General features: G+C 67.9%; 23 protein-coding genes. 10 read left to right on the top strand and 13 right to left on the bottom strand.

What is annotated here, in order from left to right; translation table 11 throughout:
• Positions 1–2: 2 nt before the first annotated feature.
• Positions 3–1,796 (top strand): M14 family metallopeptidase, encoded by a 1,794-nt coding sequence (locus VYI76_RS14285; protein ID WP_326525459.1) that lies wholly within the window; start codon positions 3–5, stop codon positions 1,794–1,796.
• A gap of 58 nt (positions 1,797–1,854) precedes the next feature.
• On the opposite strand, the gene VYI76_RS14280 is transcribed toward VYI76_RS14285, so the two are convergent.
• The 13 genes from VYI76_RS14280 to VYI76_RS14220 form a co-directional block, all read right to left on the bottom strand.
• A complete protein-coding gene (locus VYI76_RS14280) occupies positions 1,855–4,011 on the bottom strand; it encodes a TonB-dependent receptor (RefSeq protein ID WP_326525458.1) in 2,157 nt (718 codons plus the stop codon).
• Entirely contained in the window at positions 4,008–5,273 is a 1,266-nt protein-coding gene (locus VYI76_RS14275; RefSeq protein WP_326525457.1) for a PepSY-associated TM helix domain-containing protein, read from the bottom strand. The genes VYI76_RS14280 and VYI76_RS14275 overlap by 4 nt, the downstream gene beginning before the upstream one ends.
• A 39-nt stretch (positions 5,274–5,312) precedes the next feature.
• A complete protein-coding gene (locus VYI76_RS14270) occupies positions 5,313–5,717 on the bottom strand; it encodes a DUF2946 family protein (RefSeq protein ID WP_326525456.1) in 405 nt (134 codons plus the stop codon).
• A 421-nt stretch (positions 5,718–6,138) separates the two neighbouring features.
• On the bottom strand, positions 6,139–6,531 hold the full coding sequence (locus tag VYI76_RS14265; RefSeq protein ID WP_326525455.1) for an acyl-CoA thioesterase: 393 nt from the start codon (positions 6,529–6,531) through the stop codon (positions 6,139–6,141).
• 33 nt (positions 6,532–6,564) lie between these two features.
• The gene (locus VYI76_RS14260) at positions 6,565–6,999 is read right to left on the bottom strand and encodes an ExbD/TolR family protein (RefSeq protein WP_326525454.1); all 435 of its coding nucleotides are present in this window, start codon (positions 6,997–6,999) and stop codon (positions 6,565–6,567) included.
• A gap of 81 nt (positions 7,000–7,080) precedes the next feature.
• On the bottom strand, positions 7,081–7,365 hold the full coding sequence (locus VYI76_RS14255; protein WP_326525453.1) for a hypothetical protein: 285 nt from the start codon (positions 7,363–7,365) through the stop codon (positions 7,081–7,083).
• An 11-nt stretch (positions 7,366–7,376) separates the two neighbouring features.
• The gene (locus tag VYI76_RS14250) at positions 7,377–7,970 is read right to left on the bottom strand and encodes a YdeI/OmpD-associated family protein (RefSeq protein ID WP_326525452.1); all 594 of its coding nucleotides are present in this window, start codon (positions 7,968–7,970) and stop codon (positions 7,377–7,379) included.
• Positions 7,971–8,008: 38 nt separating this feature from the next.
• Positions 8,009–8,353, bottom strand: coding sequence for a DNA primase (locus VYI76_RS14245; RefSeq protein WP_326525451.1), 345 nt, complete (start codon positions 8,351–8,353; stop codon positions 8,009–8,011).
• 54 nt (positions 8,354–8,407) lie between these two features.
• Entirely contained in the window at positions 8,408–9,679 is a 1,272-nt protein-coding gene (locus VYI76_RS14240; RefSeq protein WP_326525450.1) for a multidrug effflux MFS transporter, read from the bottom strand.
• A gap of 61 nt (positions 9,680–9,740) precedes the next feature.
• Complete coding sequence (locus tag VYI76_RS14235) at positions 9,741–11,039, bottom strand: acetamidase/formamidase family protein (RefSeq protein ID WP_326525449.1); 1,299 nt, start codon at positions 11,037–11,039, stop codon at positions 9,741–9,743.
• Positions 11,040–11,049: 10 nt separating this feature from the next.
• Positions 11,050–12,831, bottom strand: a complete 1,782-nt coding sequence (locus tag VYI76_RS14230; protein ID WP_326525737.1) for an AMP-dependent synthetase/ligase — start codon at positions 12,829–12,831, stop codon at positions 11,050–11,052.
• A 106-nt stretch (positions 12,832–12,937) separates the two neighbouring features.
• Positions 12,938–14,731, bottom strand: coding sequence for a gamma-glutamyltransferase (ggt, locus tag VYI76_RS14225; RefSeq protein WP_443018970.1), 1,794 nt, complete (start codon positions 14,729–14,731; stop codon positions 12,938–12,940).
• Positions 14,732–14,875: 144 nt separating this feature from the next.
• A complete protein-coding gene (locus VYI76_RS14220) occupies positions 14,876–15,895 on the bottom strand; it encodes a quinone-dependent dihydroorotate dehydrogenase (protein ID WP_326525448.1) in 1,020 nt (339 codons plus the stop codon).
• A gap of 212 nt (positions 15,896–16,107) precedes the next feature.
• Between VYI76_RS14220 and VYI76_RS14215 the strand changes: the two genes are divergently transcribed.
• The 9 genes from VYI76_RS14215 to VYI76_RS14175 all read left to right on the top strand — a co-directional run bounded on the left by VYI76_RS14215 (position 16,108) and on the right by VYI76_RS14175 (position 22,939).
• Positions 16,108–16,524 carry an RrF2 family transcriptional regulator gene (locus tag VYI76_RS14215; RefSeq protein WP_326525447.1) on the top strand — a complete coding sequence of 139 codons (417 nt, stop codon included), beginning with the start codon at positions 16,108–16,110 and terminating at the stop codon, positions 16,522–16,524.
• Positions 16,524–17,987, top strand: coding sequence for a Fe-S cluster assembly protein SufB (sufB, locus tag VYI76_RS14210; protein WP_326525446.1), 1,464 nt, complete (start codon positions 16,524–16,526; stop codon positions 17,985–17,987). Before VYI76_RS14215 ends, sufB begins: the two co-directional genes overlap by 1 nt.
• Before the next feature lie 154 nt (positions 17,988–18,141).
• Positions 18,142–18,456, top strand: a complete 315-nt coding sequence (locus VYI76_RS14205; protein ID WP_326525445.1) for a hypothetical protein — start codon at positions 18,142–18,144, stop codon at positions 18,454–18,456.
• A gap of 10 nt (positions 18,457–18,466) precedes the next feature.
• On the top strand, positions 18,467–19,363 hold the full coding sequence (gene sufC / locus VYI76_RS14200; protein ID WP_326525444.1) for a Fe-S cluster assembly ATPase SufC: 897 nt from the start codon (positions 18,467–18,469) through the stop codon (positions 19,361–19,363).
• On the top strand, positions 19,360–19,725 hold the full coding sequence (locus VYI76_RS14195) for a hypothetical protein (protein WP_326525443.1): 366 nt from the start codon (positions 19,360–19,362) through the stop codon (positions 19,723–19,725). The genes sufC and VYI76_RS14195 overlap by 4 nt, the downstream gene beginning before the upstream one ends.
• Positions 19,725–20,804 carry a SufD family Fe-S cluster assembly protein gene (locus VYI76_RS14190; protein WP_326525442.1) on the top strand — a complete coding sequence of 360 codons (1,080 nt, stop codon included), beginning with the start codon at positions 19,725–19,727 and terminating at the stop codon, positions 20,802–20,804. The genes VYI76_RS14195 and VYI76_RS14190 overlap by 1 nt, the downstream gene beginning before the upstream one ends.
• 62 nt (positions 20,805–20,866) lie before the next feature.
• The gene (locus VYI76_RS14185) at positions 20,867–22,144 is read left to right on the top strand and encodes a cysteine desulfurase (protein ID WP_326525441.1); all 1,278 of its coding nucleotides are present in this window, start codon (positions 20,867–20,869) and stop codon (positions 22,142–22,144) included.
• Complete coding sequence (locus tag VYI76_RS14180) at positions 22,141–22,587, top strand: SUF system Fe-S cluster assembly protein (RefSeq protein ID WP_326525440.1); 447 nt, start codon at positions 22,141–22,143, stop codon at positions 22,585–22,587. The genes VYI76_RS14185 and VYI76_RS14180 overlap by 4 nt, the downstream gene beginning before the upstream one ends.
• Before the next feature lies 1 nt (position 22,588).
• On the top strand, positions 22,589–22,939 hold the full coding sequence (locus VYI76_RS14175) for a HesB/IscA family protein (RefSeq protein ID WP_326525439.1): 351 nt from the start codon (positions 22,589–22,591) through the stop codon (positions 22,937–22,939).
• Positions 22,940–22,942: the final 3 nt, after the last annotated feature.

The raw sequence follows: 22,942 nt of genomic DNA, 5'->3' as shown, positions 1-22,942 counted from the left end.
ATATGCGTACCCTTCTTTTCATCGGTCTTGCAGCGCTCGTTCCGGCGCCTGCCCACGCACAATCACCCGCGTCGCTTGTCGACCTGCCCGCGTCCGTGCTGCCGCCCGCGCTGCCCTGGTCCGGCGCAAGCGAGCGGCTGGTCGCCGGTCGCGACGACCCCTGGATCACGCCCGCCGAACGCGCACGCTTCGCCACCACGCCGTCCTATGCCGAGACGCGCGCGTGGCTTGAGCGGCTCGCCGCCGCATCACCGCTCATTTCGATCGAGAGCTTCGGACGAACCGGCGAAGGGCGTGACCTGCTGATGGTACGCGCGAGCAAAGGCAGGGCGAGCAAGCCCGTCGTACTGGTGCAGGCAGGCATTCATGCCGGCGAGATCGACGGTAAGGACGCTGGGCTGATGCTGCTGCGCGACATTGCCCTGCGCGGTAAGGACGCCCTGCTCGATCAGGTCGATCTGGTATTCGTGCCGATCTACAACATCGACGGCCATGAGCGCGCGAGCCGGTGGAACTTCCCGGCGCTACGCGGCCCGCGCGAGAAGGGTTATGTCGGCAACGCGCGCAACATCAACCTGAACCGGGACTATGCCAAGGCCGACGCGCCGGAAACGCGCGCGATGATCGCTCTGCTGCGCCGCCTCGATCCGATTCTCTACATCGATTGCCATGTCAGTGGCGGCTTCGACATGCAGTATGACATCACCTTCACCTATGCCGGCTGGGGCCGCTACGCTTATCATCGCGCCACCGCCGACTGGCTCATGAACCGCTTCGGACCGCAGGCGATGGCTGCCCTCGAGCGAGCCGGGCACCTGCCGACGATCTATCCCAGCCCGATCGACACGCGCGAGCCCGCAAAGGGTATCCGGCAGGCGCCCGAGGGCCCGCGCTATTCGACGGGCTATGGTGATTTCATCGGCGTGCCGACCGTGCTGGTCGAGAACCACATGCTCAAGCCCTATCGCCAGCGTGTGCTCGGCACCTATGTACTGATCGAAGCTGCGTTGAAGGTGGCAGCGCAGGATCGTGAGCGCATTGTCGCGGCAAAGATCCGCGACCGGGCCAGCCGCCCGGCGGACATGCTGGTACGGTGGAAACCGGCGGCGCAGCCGGTCGACTGGGTCGAGACCTTCAAGGGCGTCGCGTTCGAAACATATCGCTCGCCGGCCAGCGGTCGGCTGGAACAGCGCTGGACCGGAAAGCCGGTCACCTTCCGTATGCCGATCATAGGCCAGGATCCGGTCGAGACCGTCACGCTGCCGAAGGCGTGGTGGGTGCCCCAGGAGCAGACCGAAGTGATCGATCGACTGCGCCTCCATGGTATCCAGTTCGCGGCGTTGAAGGCGCCGCGCACGTTGACACTGGACCGCGTCCGGCTGGAAAACCCGGTCGGGCACCGCGCCCAGGATGGCCGGCTGCCGTTGAAGGCGTCGTTCCGACACGAGACGGTGTCCGAAACCCTGCCGGCCGGATCGGTACGGGTCCCCGCCGACCAGCCGCTGGGCCGGCTCGCCGCCGCGCTGCTGGAACCGGAAGCGCCCGACGCCTTTCTTGCATGGGGCTTCTTTCCCGAGATGATTTCGTCCCCGTCCGGCGCCGAGGACTTTGTGCTCGCGCCACTCGCAGAGGCGCTGCTTGCGCGGAATGCGTCGATCCGGGCGACGTTCGAAGCCAGGCTCGCCGCGGATCCCGCCTTCGCGGCGGACCCATCCGCCCGGCTGGCCTGGCTCGCCGCGCAACTCCCGGATCGCAGTCCCTATCACCATATCTATCCGGTCCGACGCGAGCGCTAGACCGTCCTCCGCCCGAGCCGCAACGGGTGCGGCTCGGACGGCACAGCCTCCGATCGGATCAGAACCGCCTGCTGAACGACAGCTCGATGCTTCGCGGCGCGCCGACGAACACCAGCCCCGGGGCATAGCCGGACCAATCGGCGTAGAATGCGTCGGCGAGATTCCGCCCGCGCAGGGTCAGCGTGCCGAACTGCGCGTTCCACGATACCGATGCGTCGATGGTCGCGAAGGCGCTCACCTTGGTGACGTTGGCGGACTCGGTGTAGAAATCGCCATTGTGTCGCAGGCTGCCAGTCAGCGTGATCGGCAAGGCTCTTGGCGACCAGGTGACGACAAAATCGGCGAGCCGCTCGGGAACATTCTGCGGCCGGTTGCCCGCACGGTTCACGCCGCCAGCTTCGATCAACTCGAGATATTCCGCGTCGAGCACGGTTGCGCTCGCGGTCACGGTCAGCCTTGGCGTTACCGGCAGGTTGAGCGAAATTTCCGCGCCGCGCGAACGCTGCGCCCCTCCCTGGATCGCGACTGCCGGGTTGGCCGGATTCCGCGTCACGATATCGTCCTGGCGGATGCTGAACATGGATGCGGTCAGTTCCACGCCGCTTCCGGTCAGCGAGGTCTTGATGCCGGCTTCGTAGCTATGGCCGGTGGTAAGCTCGAACGCGGCATTGGCGGCGCTCAGGAACAACAGGCCGCCGACCGGTGTCACCGCATGGGTGTATTGCGCGAAGACCTGGGTGCGCGGCGTCACGCTGTAGACCGTGCCCGCGCGCCACGAGATCGGATGATAGGCTTGGCCGTAGCGCTGCACAGCGCCGCTCGTCGCGTTGAGGACATGGCGGTCGAGCGTCACGTTGTCGTAGCGGATGCCGCCGACAAGCAGCCATCGATCACTTATGTTGAGCGCATTTTCAGCGAAGATCGCGAGCGAACCGACGGTCGCCGTCACGTCCTGCCGGGTTGCGAAATTGGCCGGCGTATCGGTCGGAAAGGTGCCGCGCACCGGATTGAACGGATCGATCGCTCCTCCGCTGCCGAACCGACGGGCGGTGTAGAAGTCAGTCTCGCCATATTCGGCGCCGATCGTGAAGCGGTTGCGCAGCCCGCCGATCCGGCCATCGAAGGCGAGATGCAACCGCTGGTTCCAATATCGGTGATCGTGGCTGATATAGGTCGCGCCGCGGCCGATCAGTCCGGTCGAGGCGCTGAAGCCATATTCGTCGGCGTCCCTGTAATCGCGAAAGCTGTCATAGTAACTGGTATCGCTGACAATTTTCAGTTGGTCGCTCAACCCATAGTCCGCGCGAGCGCGCAACCAGGTCGTGACCGATCCGTCATTCCCGTCGCCATAATTGTAGTTGGTTCGCCGCATTGCCCTGTCGAGCACCATCCCCGAACTGCCCGAGACCGCCGACGATGGATCGCGCGCAGACACGCGCGCAATAACCGGCGTGCCGTAATAGGCGGTCTTGAAGCGGTCCTCGAAATGATCGACCGAGACGACCAACGACAGGCGATCACTCGGCTCGAACAGCAATGAGCCGGTGGCGGCGAAGGTGCGGCTGTCGGTGTCGTCGATCCAGCCCGATGAACGTGAGAAAGATACGTTTCCGCGTATGGCAACGGTCTTGCCAAGCGGCAGATTGAGGTCAGCCGCAATTCGCATGGTGTCGAAGCTGCCATAGCTTGCGAGCACCTCCCCGCCAACGCCGTCCAGGTGCGGGCGCCGCGGCACGAAGTTGATCGCGCCGGCGAGCGCGCCCTCGCCGGATGTGACCGATGCCGGGCCCTTGATAACTTCGATCCGCTCGAACGACCATGCGTCCCAGTTGCGCAGGCCGACGTCGGAATTGGCCATGCGTACGCCGTCGTAGAGGTAGTTCACCGCGCGATGAAACCCGCGCATCGACACCGATCCGATCGACCCCGGCAGGTTGCCGGACGCGACGCCCGGTGCCGCGTTCATCGCCTCGATCGCCGAGCGGACGCCCTGCAGCTGGAAATCCTGCTGCGTGATGACATCGACCACCGCGGGCGTCTCGCGGATCGTGAGTCCGAGCCGCCCGGAGATTTCGGTCTTTTCTTCCAGCTGCTGTCCGGTGACGACGACGTCCCGGTCCGGACGCTCCGAAGCGTTCTCTGCGCTCCCTGCGGTCTGTGCGAGAACCGGCGATGCAGTGAGGCAGGTGGCGAGAGCGAGGATAGACGTTTTCATGGATGACTCCTTGTGGGGGTTGCATGGGCACGGCGGACAAGCCGGCGGCGCCAGTGGAGAAGACCGGTCACGAAGAGGACGACAGGCAGCAGGCCGAGGGCCACGGCGAGGATGCGGGTCGCGAGGCCGCCGACCGACCCGTCGTGGAGCACGCGGATCCATTTGGCGGCGGTGGTCCCGGCATTGCCATGCCGTGCGTCGTGGACGGCGAGAAGCTGACCGGAATATTGGTCGACGAATATGAAGCTGCTTGGAAAGCGCTCGTGCGGATCGCCCGGCACCTGCACGCGCATCCTGAACGGCTCGGAGCCGGCACCTGGCACGTCGATGAAGGCGAGGCGAGCACCGGGCAGGGCGCCGCGCGCCGTGGAAAGTGCCTGCGACACCGGGATCTGGGTTCCGTCCGCGGCGCCCGATCGTGGGTCGGGCACGGTGTCTGGCGCAACGATCGTTGCGCTCAACAGCCGTGTCTTCACCACCGGCAGCGCGAGCAGTGCCCCGGTTCCTGCCAGGATGAACAGCAATGCCATCGACCACAGGCCCGAGAGCTTGTGGATATCGCGCAGGCGGCGCAGTGCCACCGCGTCGCGCTTGAACGCGAAGGCCTTGCGCCATCCCGCTCGCGGCCACCACGCGATGATCCCGCTCACCAGCAAAAGCAGCATGGCGAAGCCGGACCAGCCGACGACCTGCCGGCCGGATTCGCCGGCGAGGAGATGCATGTGGAGGTCGTAGAGCCAGCTCATCAGGTAGCCGCCCCACGGCTCCGCGCGGACGATCCTTCGCCCATCGGATGAGAACCACAGCATTTCACGCTCGGCGTGGTGGCTGTGCCGGTTGGACGGGTAAAAACGGGCCGGCAGGGCTCCTGGCTCGCCCGTCACCTCGAACGACCAGCTGCCGTGCGGATCAGGCCTTTGCGCCCGGCCGGTCGCGAGTGCTCTGTCCCATACGGGCGACGACCATCCCGCCGCCGATCCTGATCCCGGCTGCATCGCACGGGAATGCAGCGCGCTGTCGATCTCGACATAAAAGACCAAGGCCGAGCCGGTCGCGCCGAGCAGAGCGAACAGGCCGCCGAGCGCGAGCCCGAGCCAGAGGTGGAACTGGCGCAAGAGGATGCGGACTCGCGAGGTCACGCGCGACCTCGCAGTACAAGCGTTGGCATAAGATTCTCCGGCGAAGCGCAGCCGAAACCGCCAGCGCGATCGGCTGCGCCGTATCTGACGCGGATGCATGTCGCGCTCGCCCGCGACGCGCATCAGCGCGTGCGACCTCAGCCGTTCATGCGGCGGATACGATCAGATTGCCGGTGGACCCCTGAGGGGTGGACGCAGATAGACTGGGGTGGTCGCCGTCGAAGCGGGAGTCGCCCGCATGCCCAGCGCGAGCGCGAACAGGGTCGCGATCGCCAGCAGCAGCGGGTCCGCTGCCCCAAGCGACGGCATCGACAAGCCCGCAAAAGCGCAGGGTTGATCGACTTTCCCTTGATGGTCGTTGCCGGCGGGCTTTTGGTGCTCGAGATCCGGAATCGTTATGACCATGGTCGTCGGCCCGGTGCCAGAGCAGACGCTGACGACGATCTGGCCGTTCACAACGGTCGTCATGAACCCCGAGGGCATGACGAGTTTCATCATTAAAGCCAAAGCGATGATGGCGCAGGCGAGCGGCCGGTTGACCAGGACGAGGCGACGCAACGAATGCACGGGGTGTCCATAACCAGCGGTTGCCAACCTGTCATGCGGGAACGGGGGCGGGGCCGGGCGAACCGGTGATCGTGGCCGCAAGGCGGCGGCGGCGACAGTGGTCGAGATGGTCGCTTGGGGTTTGCGCCCGTCACGGTTTCCGGATGAGGCGCGTGGCAAGCAATCGTGCACCTCTTCGCGCGAGAACTTGGCGTATCAGTCGGGGGCATCGACGATCCCGCAAGCCTCGAATCCTGCCTGATCGTCGTCGAGTCCTTCGCTTAGAATTCTGGGAGAGGCGGCTCCTTCCGACCTCGGTCGGATACCGGCTTCAGCCTTGGCCCCGGCGGATAGCGCGTTTCCTCGGGGAAAATGAGACCGTCGAAGGCGTGGAGTCTCACATTTTCCGAGGTTGCACTGAGATGCCACCCGTCAAGACACCTCACCCCAGGAACGGCGCCGCCACCTCCTTCGGCACCCGCACGAGCCGTCCGCTCGCGCGGTCGAGGATCGCCCAAGTCGTCCGTGCCTCCACCTTCACCCGTCCGTCGCCGCCGGTGAAGCGGACGTGGCGGTCGAAGCGCGCGCCGCGCGGCGCGGCGCCGACCCAGGTCTCGCCGGTCACCACGTCGCCCGCCGCCACGTTGCCGCGATAATCGATCTCGTGCCGGGTCACGACCCAGACATAGGCTTCGGCATGTTCGGGCGGGGCCACCGCGCGCCAGTGGGCGACGGCGATGTCCTGGATCCAGCGCACCCACACGGCATTGTTGACATGGCCCAGCTCGTCGATGTGCTCGGGCAGGGCGGTGAAGCGCATCGCGAAGGGCGTCATGGGCGAAAGTCTAGCCGATCGGGGCGGCGCTTCCTACCGCGTGGCGCTCCTGTCCCAGTCCGCGTGCGCGGCGTCGCCGACGAAGCCCAGCCGCGTCACATTGGCGCGCTTGACCGTCGCCAGAACCGTATCGAACCGTTCGTAGCGCGCCGCCGGATCGGTCTGCATGTGCAGCACGGCGGCGGGATCGCGCGTCACCCCTTCGAGCAGCACGGGCAGTTGCGCATCGGCGATCGCCCGCCCGTCCCATGACAGCGCCCCGCTCGCGGCGATCGCCAGCCGATGCGGCTGGTCGGGCGCGCGAGGAACGAAGTCGCCGGCACCGGGCAGGTCGATCGGCACCTTGTGGCTCATCACCGGGATGGTCAGGATCATCATGACGATCAGCACCAGCATCACGTCGATCATCGGGGTGATGTTGATCGCCGACAGCGGCTCGGGCTGGCGGTAACGGGCGGCGGCACGCATGACGGCATCCTCCTGATCGTGATGTTGCAACGTCTCATCGAGGGGCCGGCTTGTCAAGCCGACGTCGTGGGCCGCCCTGCCCTAGCGTATGAACAGGCGCGGAATCATGCGCGGCGATCGCGACAGGAGTTGCGCCTTCTCGGGATTGGCGCCGATCCCGTGGCGCGTCACCAGCGGGTCTAGGCAACCGTTGCGATCATGGCGCAGGACGGTCTTGATCTCGGCAGCCGGGGGCTGGTCGCCGAGCTTCAGCGACGGGAGGCGCTTGCGGGCCTGGACTTCCTGCGCGCTCGGCCCGCAGACCGGCTGCGGCGCGGTCTGCGCTGTCGCCGGACTGGCGATGATGGCCAGAAGCAAGGCCTGCATGGTCGGTCTCCTCAGCAATTCTCATATTTCCAGTTGCGCCGCTTGCCTTCGCGCAGCCACTCGATCGTCTGCGCGACGCGCTTCCTGCGGGTCTCGTCGCGTTTCGCCTCCGCAATCCACTCGCAATATTCCCGACGGCAACTCGGCGGGAAGCCGGTGAAGGTCGCGTTTGCCGCCGCATCTTCCGCCAGCGCCCCGGCCAGCGCGGGGGGCACGTCTGCCTCGGGCCGGGGCAGTTTCGTCGCCCGCTTCGCCACCGTCCCGCTCGCGATCAGTGCCGCCGCCTCGCGCACCTGCGTCTCGAACGTCGCGGCGCCGGGCAGGTCGGCCAGCGCCGTGATCCTTCCCATCTGGCCCATCGCCTCGCCTTCACGGCCGGTCGCGGTTTCCGCGCGGTTCCAGAAGCCGAAGGTCGCATGGGCCTTGAACGCAGCCATGTTGGCGAGCGGCCGTCCGCCGAACACGAATGCCGGCACGCCCCATTTGACCGTTTCCTCGACGCCCGGCGCGGCGGCATGGACGCGTTCGCGCAGCCATATCAGGATCGGCCGCGCAAACGCGGCGCGTCCGGCGATATAGGCATCGACGCGGGGATCGCGGGTCATCGCCGCGATGCTGCGCCCCTGCCCCGGCCGGCGTCAAGTCACGGGCGCAGCGCCACCGCGTCGCCATCGCCCAGCGCCGCGTCCGCGTCGTCAGCACCGTCCTCGAAATCCTGCTGCAGGTCGTCCTCGACGATGTCGGCTTCGTCCTGCGCGACGTCCTCGTCCTCCTCGGCGGTCTCGTCGGCCAGCATCTCGATCGCATCGGGATCGTCGTCTTCCAGCGGCTCCCCGCCCAGATCGGGCGCGAGGTCGGTCAGGATCGTGCCGTCGCCGGGCCCGTCGCGCGTCGCCTCCAGAATTTCGGCGCGCTGGCTCTCGTCGTATCCGTCCCCGTCATAACCGTCGTCGATCGGCCCGCGCTCGGGCACCTGATGACCGCCCATGATCGTCTCTCCTTTCCCGGCGGCATGCCGGACAGGAGATCGAACGGTATCGGCTCAGCCCTGTTCCACGTCGTTGCGACGAGCCGCCGGGTCATGCGCCGGGGCGAACAGCCGGCCGCGTTCGGCGATCAGCACGATGATGAGTGCGGTCACCCCCATCACGGTGAAGCCGGTGTAGAGCGGCACCGTCGTGCCATTGTAGCTCTGGCCGATATAGGCTCCGATCACAGCCGCGCCGAGCGTCGCGACGAAGCCCTGCACGCTCGCCGCGGTGCCGGCGATGTCGCCCATATTCTCCATCGCCATCGCTGAGAAGTTGGAGGTCGCCAGGCCGAAGCACATCATCATGATCGCCTGGACAATGATGAAATTGGCGAGCGTCTCGGCATGGGTGAGGGCCAGCAGCAGGTGGATCGCGGCGAACAGGATGAACCCGATCAGCGCGGTGTGCGAGATCACACGGGTGCCCAGTGCCATCACGATCCGCGAATTGGCGAACGAACCGATCGCCATCGTGCCCGCGACCGACGCGAAGATCAGCGCCAGCAGGTGGGGAACGCCGAACACCTCGAAAACAATCTGCTGGATCGATCCGATGAAACCGAACAGCCCGCCCTGCAGCATCGTCGCCGCCAGCGTATAACCCAGCGCATAGCGATCGCGCGCAACCCGCGCGGCGCCGGTGCCCAGCGCGGCGAGGTTCATCGGCCGACGATCCTCGGGCGCCAGCGTCTCGGGCATCCGCGCCAGGAACCACAGCAGGATGATCGCCGCGACCAGCGCGATCCCGCCAAAGATCCACCGCCAGCTACCCACTTCCAACACCGCCTGGCCGAACGCCGGGGCCAGCACCGGCGCGATCATGAAGAAGATGAAGGCGAGACTCATCACCCGCGCCATCGCGCGCCCGGCGTAGCAGTCGCGCACCAGCGCCACGGTGACGGTCCGCGCACCCGCCACCATCGCCCCCGACGCCACGCGCGCGGCGAGCAGCAGCTCGAAACTGCCCGCGAACGCCGCGAGCAGGTTGGTCAGCACATAGCCGCTTAGCGCCACCGCCAGCACCGGTCGCCGCCCGAACCGGTCGGTCGCGGGGCCATAGACCAGCATCGCGAAGGCAAAGCCGATCATGAAGGCGGTGATGACATATTGCCGCTCATTGGGGTTGGTGACGCCCAGCTCGCCAGCGATCACCGGAAGCGCGGGCAACATCGAATCGATGCCCAGCGCCGTCAGCGCCATCATCGCCGCGATCAGCGCGACGAATTCGCGAAAGCCGATCGGCGCGCGGTTGGTCGTCGGATCGTCGGGGGAAGGCGCGGTCATGTCGGATGGGGCATTAGGCGGGGGGTGGGGCCAGGTCGACCCTGCTTTCCACCTTTCGTCGTCAGGGTCGCGCCGTGGGCAGCGCCGCCCTGTCGATCCGCGCCGCCACCCCGACGCTACGCCCGGCGAGATTGGGCACCGAATAGCGGATCGACGTGCCGATCACCTGCGCCGCTTCCGACAGCGACAGGCCGCGATCCTGCTGGAGCCATGTCACCAGACCGGAGGTGGCGGCGCGAAGCGCCTCGTCGAGCGATCCGGCCTGACCCAGCACCATCCATTCGCCCGGCGATTCGACGCGCGGCATCGCGATCGCCTTGCGCTTGACCAACTCTACCCGGAACTCGACGTCGAGCGAGGTTTCCAGGGCATATTGGCTGGTCTCGCCGTCGCCCTGCAGCGCGTGGCCGTCGCCCAGGTAGAGCAGGCCACCCGGCTGGTAGACGGGCAGCAGGACGCGGTTGCCGGCGATCACTTCCGGGAAATCCATATTGCCGCCGGCGCGGCCGGTGTCGCCGGTCGACATCGGCGGTGACCCGAACGGGGGCGCCAGCGCCAGCCCGCCGAGCATCGGGCGCAGCGCCACGCGGTGGCCGGCGAGCGCGCCGACAGCACCTTCGGGCGTGGCGAAGCCGCCGGCGCGGTCGAGCCGCCAGCGCACCGCCTTGCCCAGGTCGCCGGCCTTCCCCGCCAGTGCCGGGGTCAGCGCGCGCGAGACGATCGAATCCAGGCTGTCGGCCCAGTCGCGGTTGGGGGTCAGCTTCAGGATATGGACGATCACCGTATCGCCCGGCTCTGCCCCCGCGATGAAGAACGGCCCGGTTTGCGGATTGCCGAACAGCGCGACGGTCGCGCCCGCCGCATCGACGCCGCCCGAATCGATCGTCCGCGTCCGCACCGTATCGCCGGGCCAGATCGTCAGCACCGGCGCGCGGTCTGCCGAAAAGGCGTTGGCATAGTCGGTCGGTGCGAAGTCATGCGTCCGCGGCCCGCCCGGCGGCCGGTCCGGCAGACGTCGCGCGGTGAAGCCGTGGGTTAGTCGGGCACCCGCCTTGTTATGGTCGGGATAGTCGGCGGTCCCGGTGATGCGCGCGCCCGCGACCGTTCCGGCGAATGCGAAGCGCCCGCCGCGCGAATCCGTAACGGTGAAGTCGATCCGCGCGCCGCGCCGCGTGCCGCTGAGCGCCGCGCCGCTACGGTCGCCGCTGACCGCGCTGCCCCTCGCCTCCAGGTTTAGCGTCCAATATTCGGCGGTGCCGAACCGGTCGACCGCCAGCACCCACTGGCCATCGATGGGGGAGCGGGCCGACGCGGGAGCGGCGAGCAGCAGCGCGCCGATCAGCGCGATCAGGAACCGCACCGCCTTCGCCTCAGCCCTTGTACAGCGCGTCGAGCCGGGCGCCATAGGCCTCGCGCAGCACGTGGCGGCGGATCTTCAGGCTGGGGGTCAGTTGCTCGTTCTCGATCGCGAACGGTTCGTCGGCGATGATGAACCGGCGGATGCGCTCGATCTGCGACAACTCGGCGTTGACGCGGTCCACCGCCGCGCCGATCGCCGCCTTGAAATCATGGTCGTCCTTCAGCTTCGCGAAATCGCATCCGGTGCCCGATTTCGCGCAATATTCCTGCGTCCATTCGGGATCGGGCACGATTACCGCGGTCAGATATGGCTTGCGGTCGCCATAGACCATCGCCTGCACCACCGCGTCCTGCAGGGTCAGCATGCCCTCGATCTTCTGCGGCGCGACATTATCGCCCTTGTCGTTGACGATGATGTCCTTCTTGCGATCGGTGATCTTGATCCTGCCCTGCTCGTCGATCACCCCGATGTCGCCGGTGTGCAGCCACGCGCCCTTGCCGGGCTCCGCCGGGTCTGGCTTGAGGACGCGCGCCGTCTCCTCCTCGTTGCGCCAGTATCCGTGCATCACCAGTTCGCCGCGCACCAGGATCTCGCCATCCTCGGCGATGCGCACCTCGGTATCGGGCAGGGGTGGCCCGACGGTGTCGTGCTTCAGCCCCGCCGCCGGGCGGTTGCAACTGATGACCGGTGCCGCCTCGGTCTGGCCATAGCCTTGCAGGAAGGTGAGGCCGAGCGAATCGAAGAACTGGCCGACTTCGGGGTTGAGCGGCGCGCCGCCCGACACCATCGCCTTCATCCGCCCGCCGAACTTCTTTGCGATCTTGGGGCGGAAAACCGCCCCCAGCAGCAGGTCCATCGGCTTGTCGAGGATCGGCACGCCGCCCGCCGCCCTCTTGCCGCCGATGCTGACCGCGCGGTCGAGCATGTAGCTGGAAAGCTTGCCCTGCTTCTCCACCGCCTTGGTGATACGCGTGCGCAGCACCTCGAACAGGCGCGGCACGACGACCATGAAGCTGGGCTTCGTCTCCTCGATGTTCGACGCGAGCTTGTCGAGGCCCTCGCTGTAATAGATCTGAGCGCCCAGCCCGATCGGCAGGTGCTGGCCGCCGGTATGCTCATAGGCGTGGCTGAGCGGCAGGAACGACAGGAATACCTCGTCGTCGGCCCAGCCGAAATCCTCGGCGATGATGGTCAGGGCGCCCGCGACATTGTGCAGGATCGCGCCGTGGTGCTGCATCACCCCGCGCGGGGCGCCGCCGGTGCCGCTGGTGTAGATGATGCAGGCCAGATCGCCGCGCTGCATCGTCGCCTGCGCGGCGACGGTCGCGGGATCGGACGGATGCTCGGCGATCAGCGTCCGCCAGTCGTGGAAGTCGATGGTTCCGGGCTGGCCCAGCCGCAATTCCTCGATCCCGATCACTACCCGCGCGGTCGAGGCGCGCAGAACGGCGGGCATCAGCACCTTGGCGAGCTTGGCGGTGGAAACGATCACCGCGCAGGCGCCCGAGTTTTCCAGGATATGCTGGTGGTCGCGCTCGGTGTTGGTGATGTAGGTCGGCACCGTCACGCATCCGGCGGCCATGATCGCGAGGTCGGAAATACACCATTCGGGCCGGTTCTCCGCGACCAGCATCACCCGGTCGCCGGCGCGCAGGCCCGATGCCTTCAGCGCGGTGGCGAGGCTCGCGACCTGCCGCGCCGCCTCGGCCCAGCTGGTCGAGACCCATTTGCCGCCTTCCTTGGCCCACAGGAACGGCGCGTCGCCCCGCTCGGCGGCGCGGGTGAAGAACATCGTCACCAGGCTGGGGAAATGTTCGAAGGTGCGAACGGCCAAGATGTCTCTCCTGTGGTGCGGTCGCTCTGTCGTGGCGCCGCTGTCCGAAATCTGCGCGGGCCGGCTATTCGGGCGGCCGGTTGGGATCGCGGCTGAACCGCTTGATCTGGGTGACATGGCCGGTCTCGTCGCCCGCCACGCCCTCGCTGCGCGGATCGGCGCCGCCCGCCCAGCGCCCGCCGACCCATTCGACCGCGTTGGCCTTCAACCCCAGCGGCGCGACGGTCACCCGCTCGCCCAGCGCCTGCAGCGCGGGGACCATCGCCGCGCGCTCGGTGCCCGCCTCGGCGACCCCGCCCGGTCCCGGCGCATAGAGCAGCCCCATCGCTATCGCGTCCTGCGCCGACAGGCCGAAGTCGACCACGCCCATCACCGCCTTGGCAATCTGGGCGATGATCGTCGGGCCGCCGGCCGCGCCGATCGACAGCCGCACGCGGCCTTGTGCATCATAGACGATCGTCGGCGCCATCGAGCTGCGCGGGCGCTTGCCGCCCTCGACCCGGTTGGCGACCAGCCAGCCGCCGCTGTCCGGCACGCGGTCGAAATCGGTCAGCTCGTTGTTCAGCACGATGCCGTTTACCGTCAGGCCCGAACCGTAGACCCCCTCGACCGTCGTCGTCACCGCGACGACGTTGCCCATCCGGTCGGCGACTGACAGGCTTGTGGTGCCCGGTGTCTCGGCCGGCTCGGCGCGCTGCCGCTGCGGCGCGCCGGGGGGCGTGCCGGCGGCGATCGTCGCCATCGTCGTGTCGGGCGAGATCAGCGCCGATCTTTGCGCCAGATAGGCGGAATCGAGCAGCCCGGCGACCGGCACGCGGACATAATCGGGATCGCCGATGTAGAGGTTGCGATCGGCATAGGCGAGGCGCGAGCTCTCGGCGAACAAATGCCAGGCGACGGGCGAATCCTTGCCCAGTCGCCCCAGGTCGAAGCGTTCGAGCTGCTTCAGGATCATCAGCACGGTCAGGCCGCCCGACGACGGCGGCCCCATGCCGCACACCCGGTACGTCCGGTACGGCACGCAGACGGGGTCGCGCGGCTTGGCGGCATAGCTCGCCATGTCGCCTGTCGTCATCGTCGAGGGGCGCACGGCGCTGCGAACGACCCCGACCAGCGCCTCGGCATCCGGCCCGACGTAGAAACTGTCCGGCCCCAGCCTCGCCAGCCGCTCAAGCAGCGCCGCCTGCGCCGGGTTGCGGATCGTCGCCCCCGCCGGCAGCGCGACGCCGCCGGGCGAGAAGATCGCGCGCAGTTCGGGCATGATATGCCCGCCGTTGCGCGCCAGCCCGTCGACGAAGCGCGGAGTGAGCTGCCACCCGTCGCGTGCGAGGCGGATCGCCGGGTCGAACAGCCGCGCCCAGGGCAGCTTGCCGCCGGTCCGGTGCGCCATCGCCATGCCGCGCACCGCGCCGGGCACGCCCACCGATTTCCCCCCGGCCACCGCCTCGCGATAGCCGAGCGGCTTGCCGGCATCATCGTAGAACAGTCGTGGTCCGGCCGCCATCGGCGCGGCCTCGCGCGCGTCGATCGTGTCCAGCCCGCCCGCGACGGCGTGCCGCACCCAGAAACTGCCGCCGCCCAGCCCCGAACTCTGCGGTTCGACGACGCCCAGCGCCAGCATCGTCGCGATCGCCGCGTCGGTCGCGTTGCCGCCGGCCTTGAGGATTTCGACCCCGGCCGCCACCGCGCGCGGATCGGCGGCGCTGACCATGCCCGGTGCGTCGACCGCCGGGGCGGGCGCGGCCGGAGCTCCCGCGGCCGGTGTGCCCGCAACCGGGGCGGACACCGCGACGGGGCGATCGGCGACGGTGGAACACGCCGCGACCAGCGGCAGGAGGGCGAGGACGATAGCTCTCATGGCGAACGACCCTAGGCCGGCCCTTCGCCACGTCAACCGGACGCAACCACTTGTCGTCGTGCTCCGGCGAAGGCCGGAGCGCCGGCAGCCGCAGCCCGATGCCGCCTGCACTCCGGCCTCCGCCGGAGCGCGGTACGGATTGCGTCAGGCGTCCGTCCCCACCGCATCCGCCACGCTCGCAAACCCGTCGCGCGCCAGCAGCGCATCGAGCCCGGTGGCGATCCGCCGCGCGAGGCCCGGCCCTTCATAGACCAGCGCCGAATAGAGCTGGACCAGGCTCGCACCGCCGCGGATACGCGCATAGGCTTCATCCGCGCTGTCGATCCCGCCGACCGATATCAGCGACAGCGCGCCGCCGGTCGCGCTGCGGAAATCGACCAGTCGCGCCCGCGCCAGCATCCTGAGCGGCGCGCCCGACAGGCCGCCCGCTTCGCCCGCGTGCCGCGATCGCAGCGTCGGGCGCGACACCGTGGTGTTGCTGACGATCAGCGCGTCGATGCGGTGATCGATCGCCGCGCGGGCGATCTCGTCGATCTGCGCCGGCTCCAGGTCGGGCGCGACCTTCAGGAACAACGGGGTCAGCGCCGCCGCCTCGCGCGATGCCGCCAGCAGGTCGGCCAGCGCCTGTCCGTGCTGCAGGTCGCGCAGGCCCGGCGTGTTGGGCGAACTGATGTTGATCGTCACATAATCGGCGATCCGCCCGGCGCGCCGCACCCCGGTCGCATAGTCGGCGATCCGGTCGGTCGCGTCCTTGTTCGCGCCGACGTTGACCCCCAGCACGCCCGCGCGCTGCCGGGGCAGCCTCGCCAGCGCCGCGTCGATCCCGCCGTTGTTGAACCCCATGCGGTTGACGACCGCGCGATCCTCGACCAGCCGGAACAGGCGTGGCTTCGGATTGCCCGGCTGTGGCAGCGGCGTCAGCGTCCCCACCTCGACGCTGCCGAAGCCCAGGCCGAAGAAGCCCGCCACCGCCTCGCCGTCCTTGTCGACCCCGGCCGCCAGCCCGACCGGGTTGGGAAAATGGACGCCCGCCACCACCTGCGCCAGGCGCGGCGAGGTGGCGACATCGCCCGTCCGCCCGCCGGCGGCGGCCAGCGCGCGGATCGTCAGGCGATGCGCCTTTTCAGCGTCGAGGGCGAAGAGCAGCGGGTGATACCAGGGCATGGACAAAAACCGTTCGGGCTGAGCTTGTCGGGGTTCCCATCAAAGTAGCACTTTGATGGAGCCCGTCGTTGCCCTGCCCTTCTTTTCAAGCGGCGGGAAGAAGAAAGGCAGCCCTTCGACAGGCTCAGGGCGAACGTGGTTGTGCACTGCGACGCAACACCCTATCTGCCCAATCGGATCGATTCCATCCGATTTGAGAATGGTTCGCAACAATGCGTCTCACCGCCCAGGCCGATTACGCCGTCGTCATGCTTTCCGCCGCCGCGCGCCACTGCGGCGTGTCGGGCCGGCTGAACGCGACGTTGATCGCCGAGGAGACCGGCCTGCCGCTCCCGACCGTGCAGAAGCTGGTCAGCCGCCTGAGCGCCGCCGGCCTGATCGAGAGCGCGCGCGGCACCGGCGGCGGCTTCCGTCTCGCCCGCCCGCCCGCGACGATCAGCCTGGCCGACATCGTCGAGGCGATCGAGGGCCCAATCGCGCTCACCGCCTGTGTGGAGGCCGGTGCGCACGATTGCGCGGTCGAGGGCAACTGCCGGGTCAAGCCGCACATGTCCCACGTCAACGGCGCCGTCCGCGGCGCGCTCGCGGGCGTCACGCTCGCCACCCTGTCCGCCGGAGTGCCCGCGTAATGGCGACGAAGAATGCCGAGGCGCTCGCCGCCGCCAACAAGAAGTATGAATGGGGCTTCAGCTCGGACATCGAGCAGGAGTTCGCGCCCAAGGGCCTCACCGAAGACACCGTCCGCTACATCAGCGCCAAGAAGAACGAGCCGGCATGGATGCTCGACTGGCGGCTGAAGGCGTTCCGCCTGTGGCTGACGATGGAGGCGCCCGACTGGGCCAAGCTCAACGTGCCCCCGATCGACTATCAGGACGCCTATTACTACGCCGAGCCCAAGGCGAAGAAGACGATCGCCTCGCTCGACGAGCTCGATCCCGAGATCAAGCGCGTCTACGAAAAGCTCGGCATCCCGATCGAGGAGCAGAAGGTGCTCGCCGGGGTGGAGGGCGCGCGCAAGGTCGCGGTCGACGCGGTGTTCGACAGCGTCAGCGTGGCGACGACGTTCCGCGAGGAGCTGAAGGCGGCAGGTGTCATCTTCCTGTCAATTTCCGAGGCGATCCGCGAATATCCCGAGCTCGTCCGCAAGTGGCTCGGCAAGGTCGTGCCGCAGCGCGACAACTACTTCGCGACGCTCAACTGCGCGGTCTTCAGCGACGGGACGTTCGTCTATGTGCCAGAGGGCGTGCGCTGCCCGATGGAGCTTTCCACCTATTTCCGCATCAATGCCGAGAACACCGGCCAGTTCGAACGCACGCTGATCGTCGCCGACAAGGGCGCGTACGTGTCGTACCTCGAAGGCTGCACCGCCCCGATGCGCGACGAGAACCAGCTTCACGCCGCGGTCGTCGAACTGGTCGCGCTCGACGATGCCGAGATCAAATACTCGACCGTCCAGAACTGGTATCCCGGCGACGAGAACGGCAAGGGCGGCATCTATAATTTCGTCACCAAGCGCGCGCTGTGCCAGGGCGCCCGTTCGAAGGTGTCGTGGACCCAGGTCGAGACCGGCAGCGCGATCACCTGGAAATACCCGTCCTGCGTGCTGAACGGCGAGGATTCGGTCGGCGAATTCTATTCGGTCGCGGTGACCAACAATCGCCAGCAGGCCGATACCGGCACCAAGATGATCCACAACGGACGAGGGTCGCGCTCGACGATCGTGTCGAAGGGGATCAGCGCGGGGCGGAGCGACAACACCTATCGCGGCCTCGTCCGCGTCGCGCCGGGCGCGGAGGGCGTGCGCAACTTCACGCAGTGTGACTCGCTGCTCTTGGGCGACCAGTGCGGTGCCCACACCGTACCCTATATCGAAGTGCGCAATCCCTCGGCACAGATCGAGCATGAGGCGACGACCAGCAAGATCAGCGAAGACCAGATGTTCTACGCCATGTCGCGCGGGCTGGATCAGGAGGCGGCGGTGGCGCTGATCGTCAACGGGTTCGCCCGCGAGGTGCTCCAGCAACTGCCGATGGAGTTCGCGGTCGAAGCGCAGAAGCTGTTGGGGATTTCGCTGGAAGGATCGGTCGGTTGACGATCACCCGCCAGATCCTCCCCTGCAAGGGGAGGTGGCAGGCCGCAGGCCTGACGGAGGGGTGTCCTCCTATCGGTAGCGCGATACCCCTCCACCACGCCCTGCCGGGCGCGGTCCCCTTGCAGGGGAGGATTTCACTTGAGGGGAGTGTGGGATGATTGTGCTGATTTTGGCATTGTTGCAGGTGCCCGATCCAATCGACCGAACGAAACTCGACGAGATGGTTCGTCAGTTTCGCTTCTCTGCTGCGCCTCAAATGAAGGGCCAACGTGCATCGTGCAAAGTCGATACGAGTTCGGGCAACGCACTTCTGGATAAACAGCTATGCGAAACCGCCCTAACCTGCTTGCCGCCCAAGGTTGCAAAGATGCCTACGGCCAATGGCTTCCCAGATTGCTTTGCCCCGCGCTTCGATGCGCTGAAAGCAGAATGGGCTAAAGGCCGGCGGGTAGTGCTGCAGTACAAATAGGGGCGACGAGATGCTCAAAATCGATAACCTCCACGCCGAAATCGACGGCAAGCCGATCCTCAAGGGCCTGACCCTCGCCGTGAACGCGGGTGAGATCCATGCGATCATGGGGCCGAACGGCGCGGGCAAGTCGACGCTCGGCTATGTGCTGGGCGGGCGGCCGGGGTATGAGGTGACCGAAGGGTCCGTCCTGTTCCGCCCGTCCGTTGGCGCGGACCGTCCTGTCCCCGTTCGCCCTGAGCTTGTCGAAGGGCCGCCCTTTTCTTCGACCGACGGGGAGAGGAAGGACGGTGCTTCGACAGGCTCGGCACGAACGGGAGAGGGTGGGTCGCCCTCCGACAGCGACGGCGGCTGGATCGACCTCCTCGCGCTCGAACCGCACGAACGCGCCGCCGCCCGCCTGTTCCTCGGCTTCCAGTATCCGGTCGAGATTCCCGGCGTGTCCAACGTCCAGTTCCTGCGCGAAAGCCTGAACGCCCAGCGTCAGCAGCGCGATGAAAAGCCGCTGTCGGGCGCGGAATTCCTGAAACTCGCGCGCGCCCAGGCCGATGCGCTGGGCCTGCCGCAGGACATGCTGAAACGCCCGGTCAACGTCGGCTTTTCCGGCGGCGAGAAGAAGCGCAACGAGATGGTGCAGATGGGGATCATCGGCCCCGCCTTCGCGATCCTCGACGAGACCGATTCGGGGCTGGACATCGACGCGCTGCGGATTGTCGGCGACGGCATCAACCGGATCATGCGGCAACCGACCAAGGCGGTGCTGCTCATCACCCATTACCAGCGGCTGCTCGATTATGTGAAGCCTGACCGGGTCCACGTGCTGGCCGACGGCCGCATCACCCGCTCGGGCGGGCCGGAGCTCGCCCACGAGCTGGAGCGCGAAGGCTATGGCGCGGTGGCGGCATGATCCTCGCCCTGCTCCTCGCGCTCCAGGCGGCGCCCGCGCCCGCGCCTGCCGACGAGGTGACGGTGATCGGCCAGCGGCTGGAAAAGGACTGGAGCGGCCGTGTGCGCTTCACCAAGTCGGGCACGAAATGCGACATCCGCAAATCGACCGGCGATGCGGAGATCGACCGGATCGGCTGCACCGCGATGGAACGCTGTTTCCCGCAATATCAGGCGCGCTACCAGGCGGCGAACGACCGCGCGGTGCGCCCCGACGTCAAGAAGGTGATGCAGGCCGCGCTCAACCAGGAGCTGACCGCCTGCGTGACGAGCGAGCGCAAGGCCGGCATCGCCGCGCTGGCGGCGAAGCGGAGGGGCGGGTGATGGCGACGCTCGCGCTCCCCACCGGCCGCGAAGAGGCGTGGCGGTGGGCGGACCTGCCGGCGCTCGAACGCGCCCGGACGATCGAGCAGCTGGCGACCGGGATCGATCGCGCCACGATGTTCGTCGGGCTGGACGGCCCGCGCTACACCTTCATCGACGGCTATCTCGATCCCGACTGGAGCGAGGTCGGCGACGATCCGCTGATGTCGGCCAGCATCACCAGCGATCATCCACTCGGCCTGTTCGCCAACGGGCAGGGCTATGAGCTGAACGTCCGCTCCGGCGGTGCGGTGATGATCGAACTGCTCCACGTCGCGGCGGGTGGCGAGGCGCACCTGCCGCTGCGGATCGTCGGCGCGGAGGATTGCGCGATCACCCTGGTCGAAACCTTCGTCGGCACCGGCTGGGCCAACCGGCTGACGCAGGTGGAACTGGGTCGCTCCGCCCGCCTCCAGCGCGCCGTGCGGGTGCTGTCGGACGGCGGCTTCGTCTCGACCCGCGACGAGGTTTCGGTGGGACAGGGCGCCAGCTATGTCGCCACCTTCCTCGGCGCGGGGAACGCGGGCACGCGCTTCGACGCGCAGATCGATATGGTCGGCGAGGAAGCCTATGCGGAGATGGGCGGCGCGCTGCTCACCCGCGACGCGCTTCGCCAGGAATGCGCGGTGCGCGTCCGCCACGCCGCCGCCCACGGCAACAGCCACCAGACGTGGCGCGCCGTCGCCGCCGACAAATCGACCGCCAGTCTGGCCGCCGCGGTCGAGGTCGCGCGTCACGCCCAGAAGACCGACGGCGAACAGTCGCTGCGCGGCCTGCTGCTCCAGCGTACCGCGACGGTGAACCTCAAGCCCGAACTGGAAATCTTCGCCGACGACGTCAAATGCGCGCATGGCGCGACGGTTGGCGAACTCGACAGGCGCGCACTGTTCTACCTCGAATCGCGCGGCATCCCGCCGGCCCGCGCCCGCGCGCTGCTGACTCGCGCCTTCGTCGCCGACGCGCTTGACCGGATCGGCGACGAAGCGGTGCGCGATGCGTTCGCCGCAGATGCCGATGCGTGGCTGGAGGCGGCGCTGTGAGCGAGGTGCGGCAGATCCTCCCCGGCACGGGGAGGGGGACCAGCGAAGCTGGTGGAGGGGGCATGCCGCCTGGCGAGTCGCTCGCGGCGCTCCCCCTTCACCCCGACGCTGCGCGCCGCGGTCCCCCTCCCCGTGCCGGGGAGGAGTTTGCGCCGCTCGACGCGCTCGCCGATTTCCCGGCGATCCCGGCCGGCTGGGCCTATCTCGACACCGCCGCAACCGCGCAGAAGCCGCAGCCGGTCATCGACGCGATCACGCGCGGCTATGCGCGGGATTACGCGACGGTCCACCGCGGCGTGTACCAGCGCTCGGCCGACATGACCTTGGCCTATGAGGCGGCACGTCGCCGCGTCGCCGGCTTCATCGGCGCGCAGGAAGACGAAATCGTCTTCGTCCGCGGCGCGACCGAGGGGATCAACCTCGTCGCGCAATGCTGGGCGGGGACGCAGCTTCGCGCCGGCGACCGCATCCTGCTCTCCGCGCTGGAGCACCACAGCAATATCGTGCCGTGGCAGATGGTGGCGGAGGCGAACGGGCTGGCGATCGACGTCGTGCCGCTGACCGACGATCACCGCATCGACCTCGATGCGATGGCCGCGATGCTCACCCCCGCGCATAAGCTGGTCGCGCTCGCCCATGTCTCGAACGTGCTCGGTTCGGTGCTCGACGTGGCCGGCGCCGCCGCTCTCGCCCACGGCGTCGGCGCGAAGCTGCTGGTCGACGGCTGCCAGGCGGTACCGCGCATGACCGTCGATGTGGCGGCGCTCGGCTGCGACTTCTACGTCTTCTCGGGCCACAAGCTCTATGGCCCCACCGGCATCGGCGTGTTGTGGGGCCGCGCCGACCTGCTTTCCGCGATGCCGCCGTACCAGGGCGGCGGGGCGATGATCGATCGTGTCACCTTCGAACGCACCACCTATGCCCCCCCGCCCGCCCGGTTCGAGGCGGGGACGCCGCACATCGTCGGCGTGCTCGGGCTCCATGCCGCGATCGATTATGTCGAGGGGGTCGGGCTGGAGCGCATCCATGCGCACGAAACCGCGCTGGTGCAGGCGACTCGCGACGCTCTGAGCGCGATCAATTCGGTGACATTGTTCGGACCGGAGGATTCCGCCGGCATCGTCAGTTTCGCGGTGAAGGGGGTGCATCCGCACGACATCGGCACCATCTTGGACGAAAGCCGGGTCGCGATCCGTGCCGGCCATCACTGCGCCCAGCCGCTGATGGTCCTGCTCGGCGTTCCGGCGACCGCGCGCGCCAGCTTCGGCGTCTATAATTCGCTGGATGACGTCGCGGCACTGGCGCGGGGAATCGAACGGGTCACGAGGATATTCGGATGAAGGTCGAGGAAGTGGAGAGCGTCGAGGCCCCGCCGCGCGCGCGGGTCGAGGACGCGCGCGATGGCTATGAGCGCAAGCGCGACTATCTCACCGGCTTCCTGGCGCAGAAGCCCGAGGGGCTGAAGGCCGGCGAGCCGGGCGGCGAAACCTATGAGGCGATCATCGCCGCGCTGAAGGACATCTTCGACCCTGAAATCCCTGTGAACATCTACGAACTCGGCCTGATCTACGGCGTCGAGGTGACCGATGACGGGCACGCCGTCGTCACCATGACGCTGACGACGCCGCACTGCCCCGTCGCGGAATCGATGCCCGCCGAAGTGGAACTGCGCGTCGGCGGCGTGCCCGGCGTCGGCACCGTCGACGTCAACCTCGTCTGGGATCCGCCGTGGGACCCGTCGAAGATGTCCGACGAGGCCAAGCTCGAACTGGGGATGCTGTAAGATGGCCACCACCCGTCCGCGCCCGGCCGTTCTGAACCTCACCGATCGTGCGCAGGCGCGCGTCGCCGATCTGATGGCGAAGGCGCCCGACGGCGCGCTCGGCGTCAAGCTGTCGACACCGCGCCGCGGCTGTTCGGGGCTCGCCTATTCGGTGGACTATGTGACGGAGGCCAAACCGTTCGACGAGGCGATCGCGACACCCGGCGGCACGCTCTACATCGACGGCGCGTCGGTGCTCTATCTCGTCGGCAGCCGGATGGACTGGGTGGAGGATGATTTCACCGCCGGTTTCGTGTTCGACAACCCGAATGCGAAGGGCGCGTGCGGCTGCGGCGAAAGCTTCACCGTCTGACGC

Origin of the sequence: Sphingomonas sp. (genome assembly GCF_035910975.1) — a bacterium.
In the GTDB taxonomy this organism is placed as follows: domain Bacteria; phylum Pseudomonadota; class Alphaproteobacteria; order Sphingomonadales; family Sphingomonadaceae; genus Sphingomonas.
The sequence above is the reverse complement of the archived record's forward strand: the minus strand, read 5'-3'. Positions and strand labels throughout refer to the sequence as shown.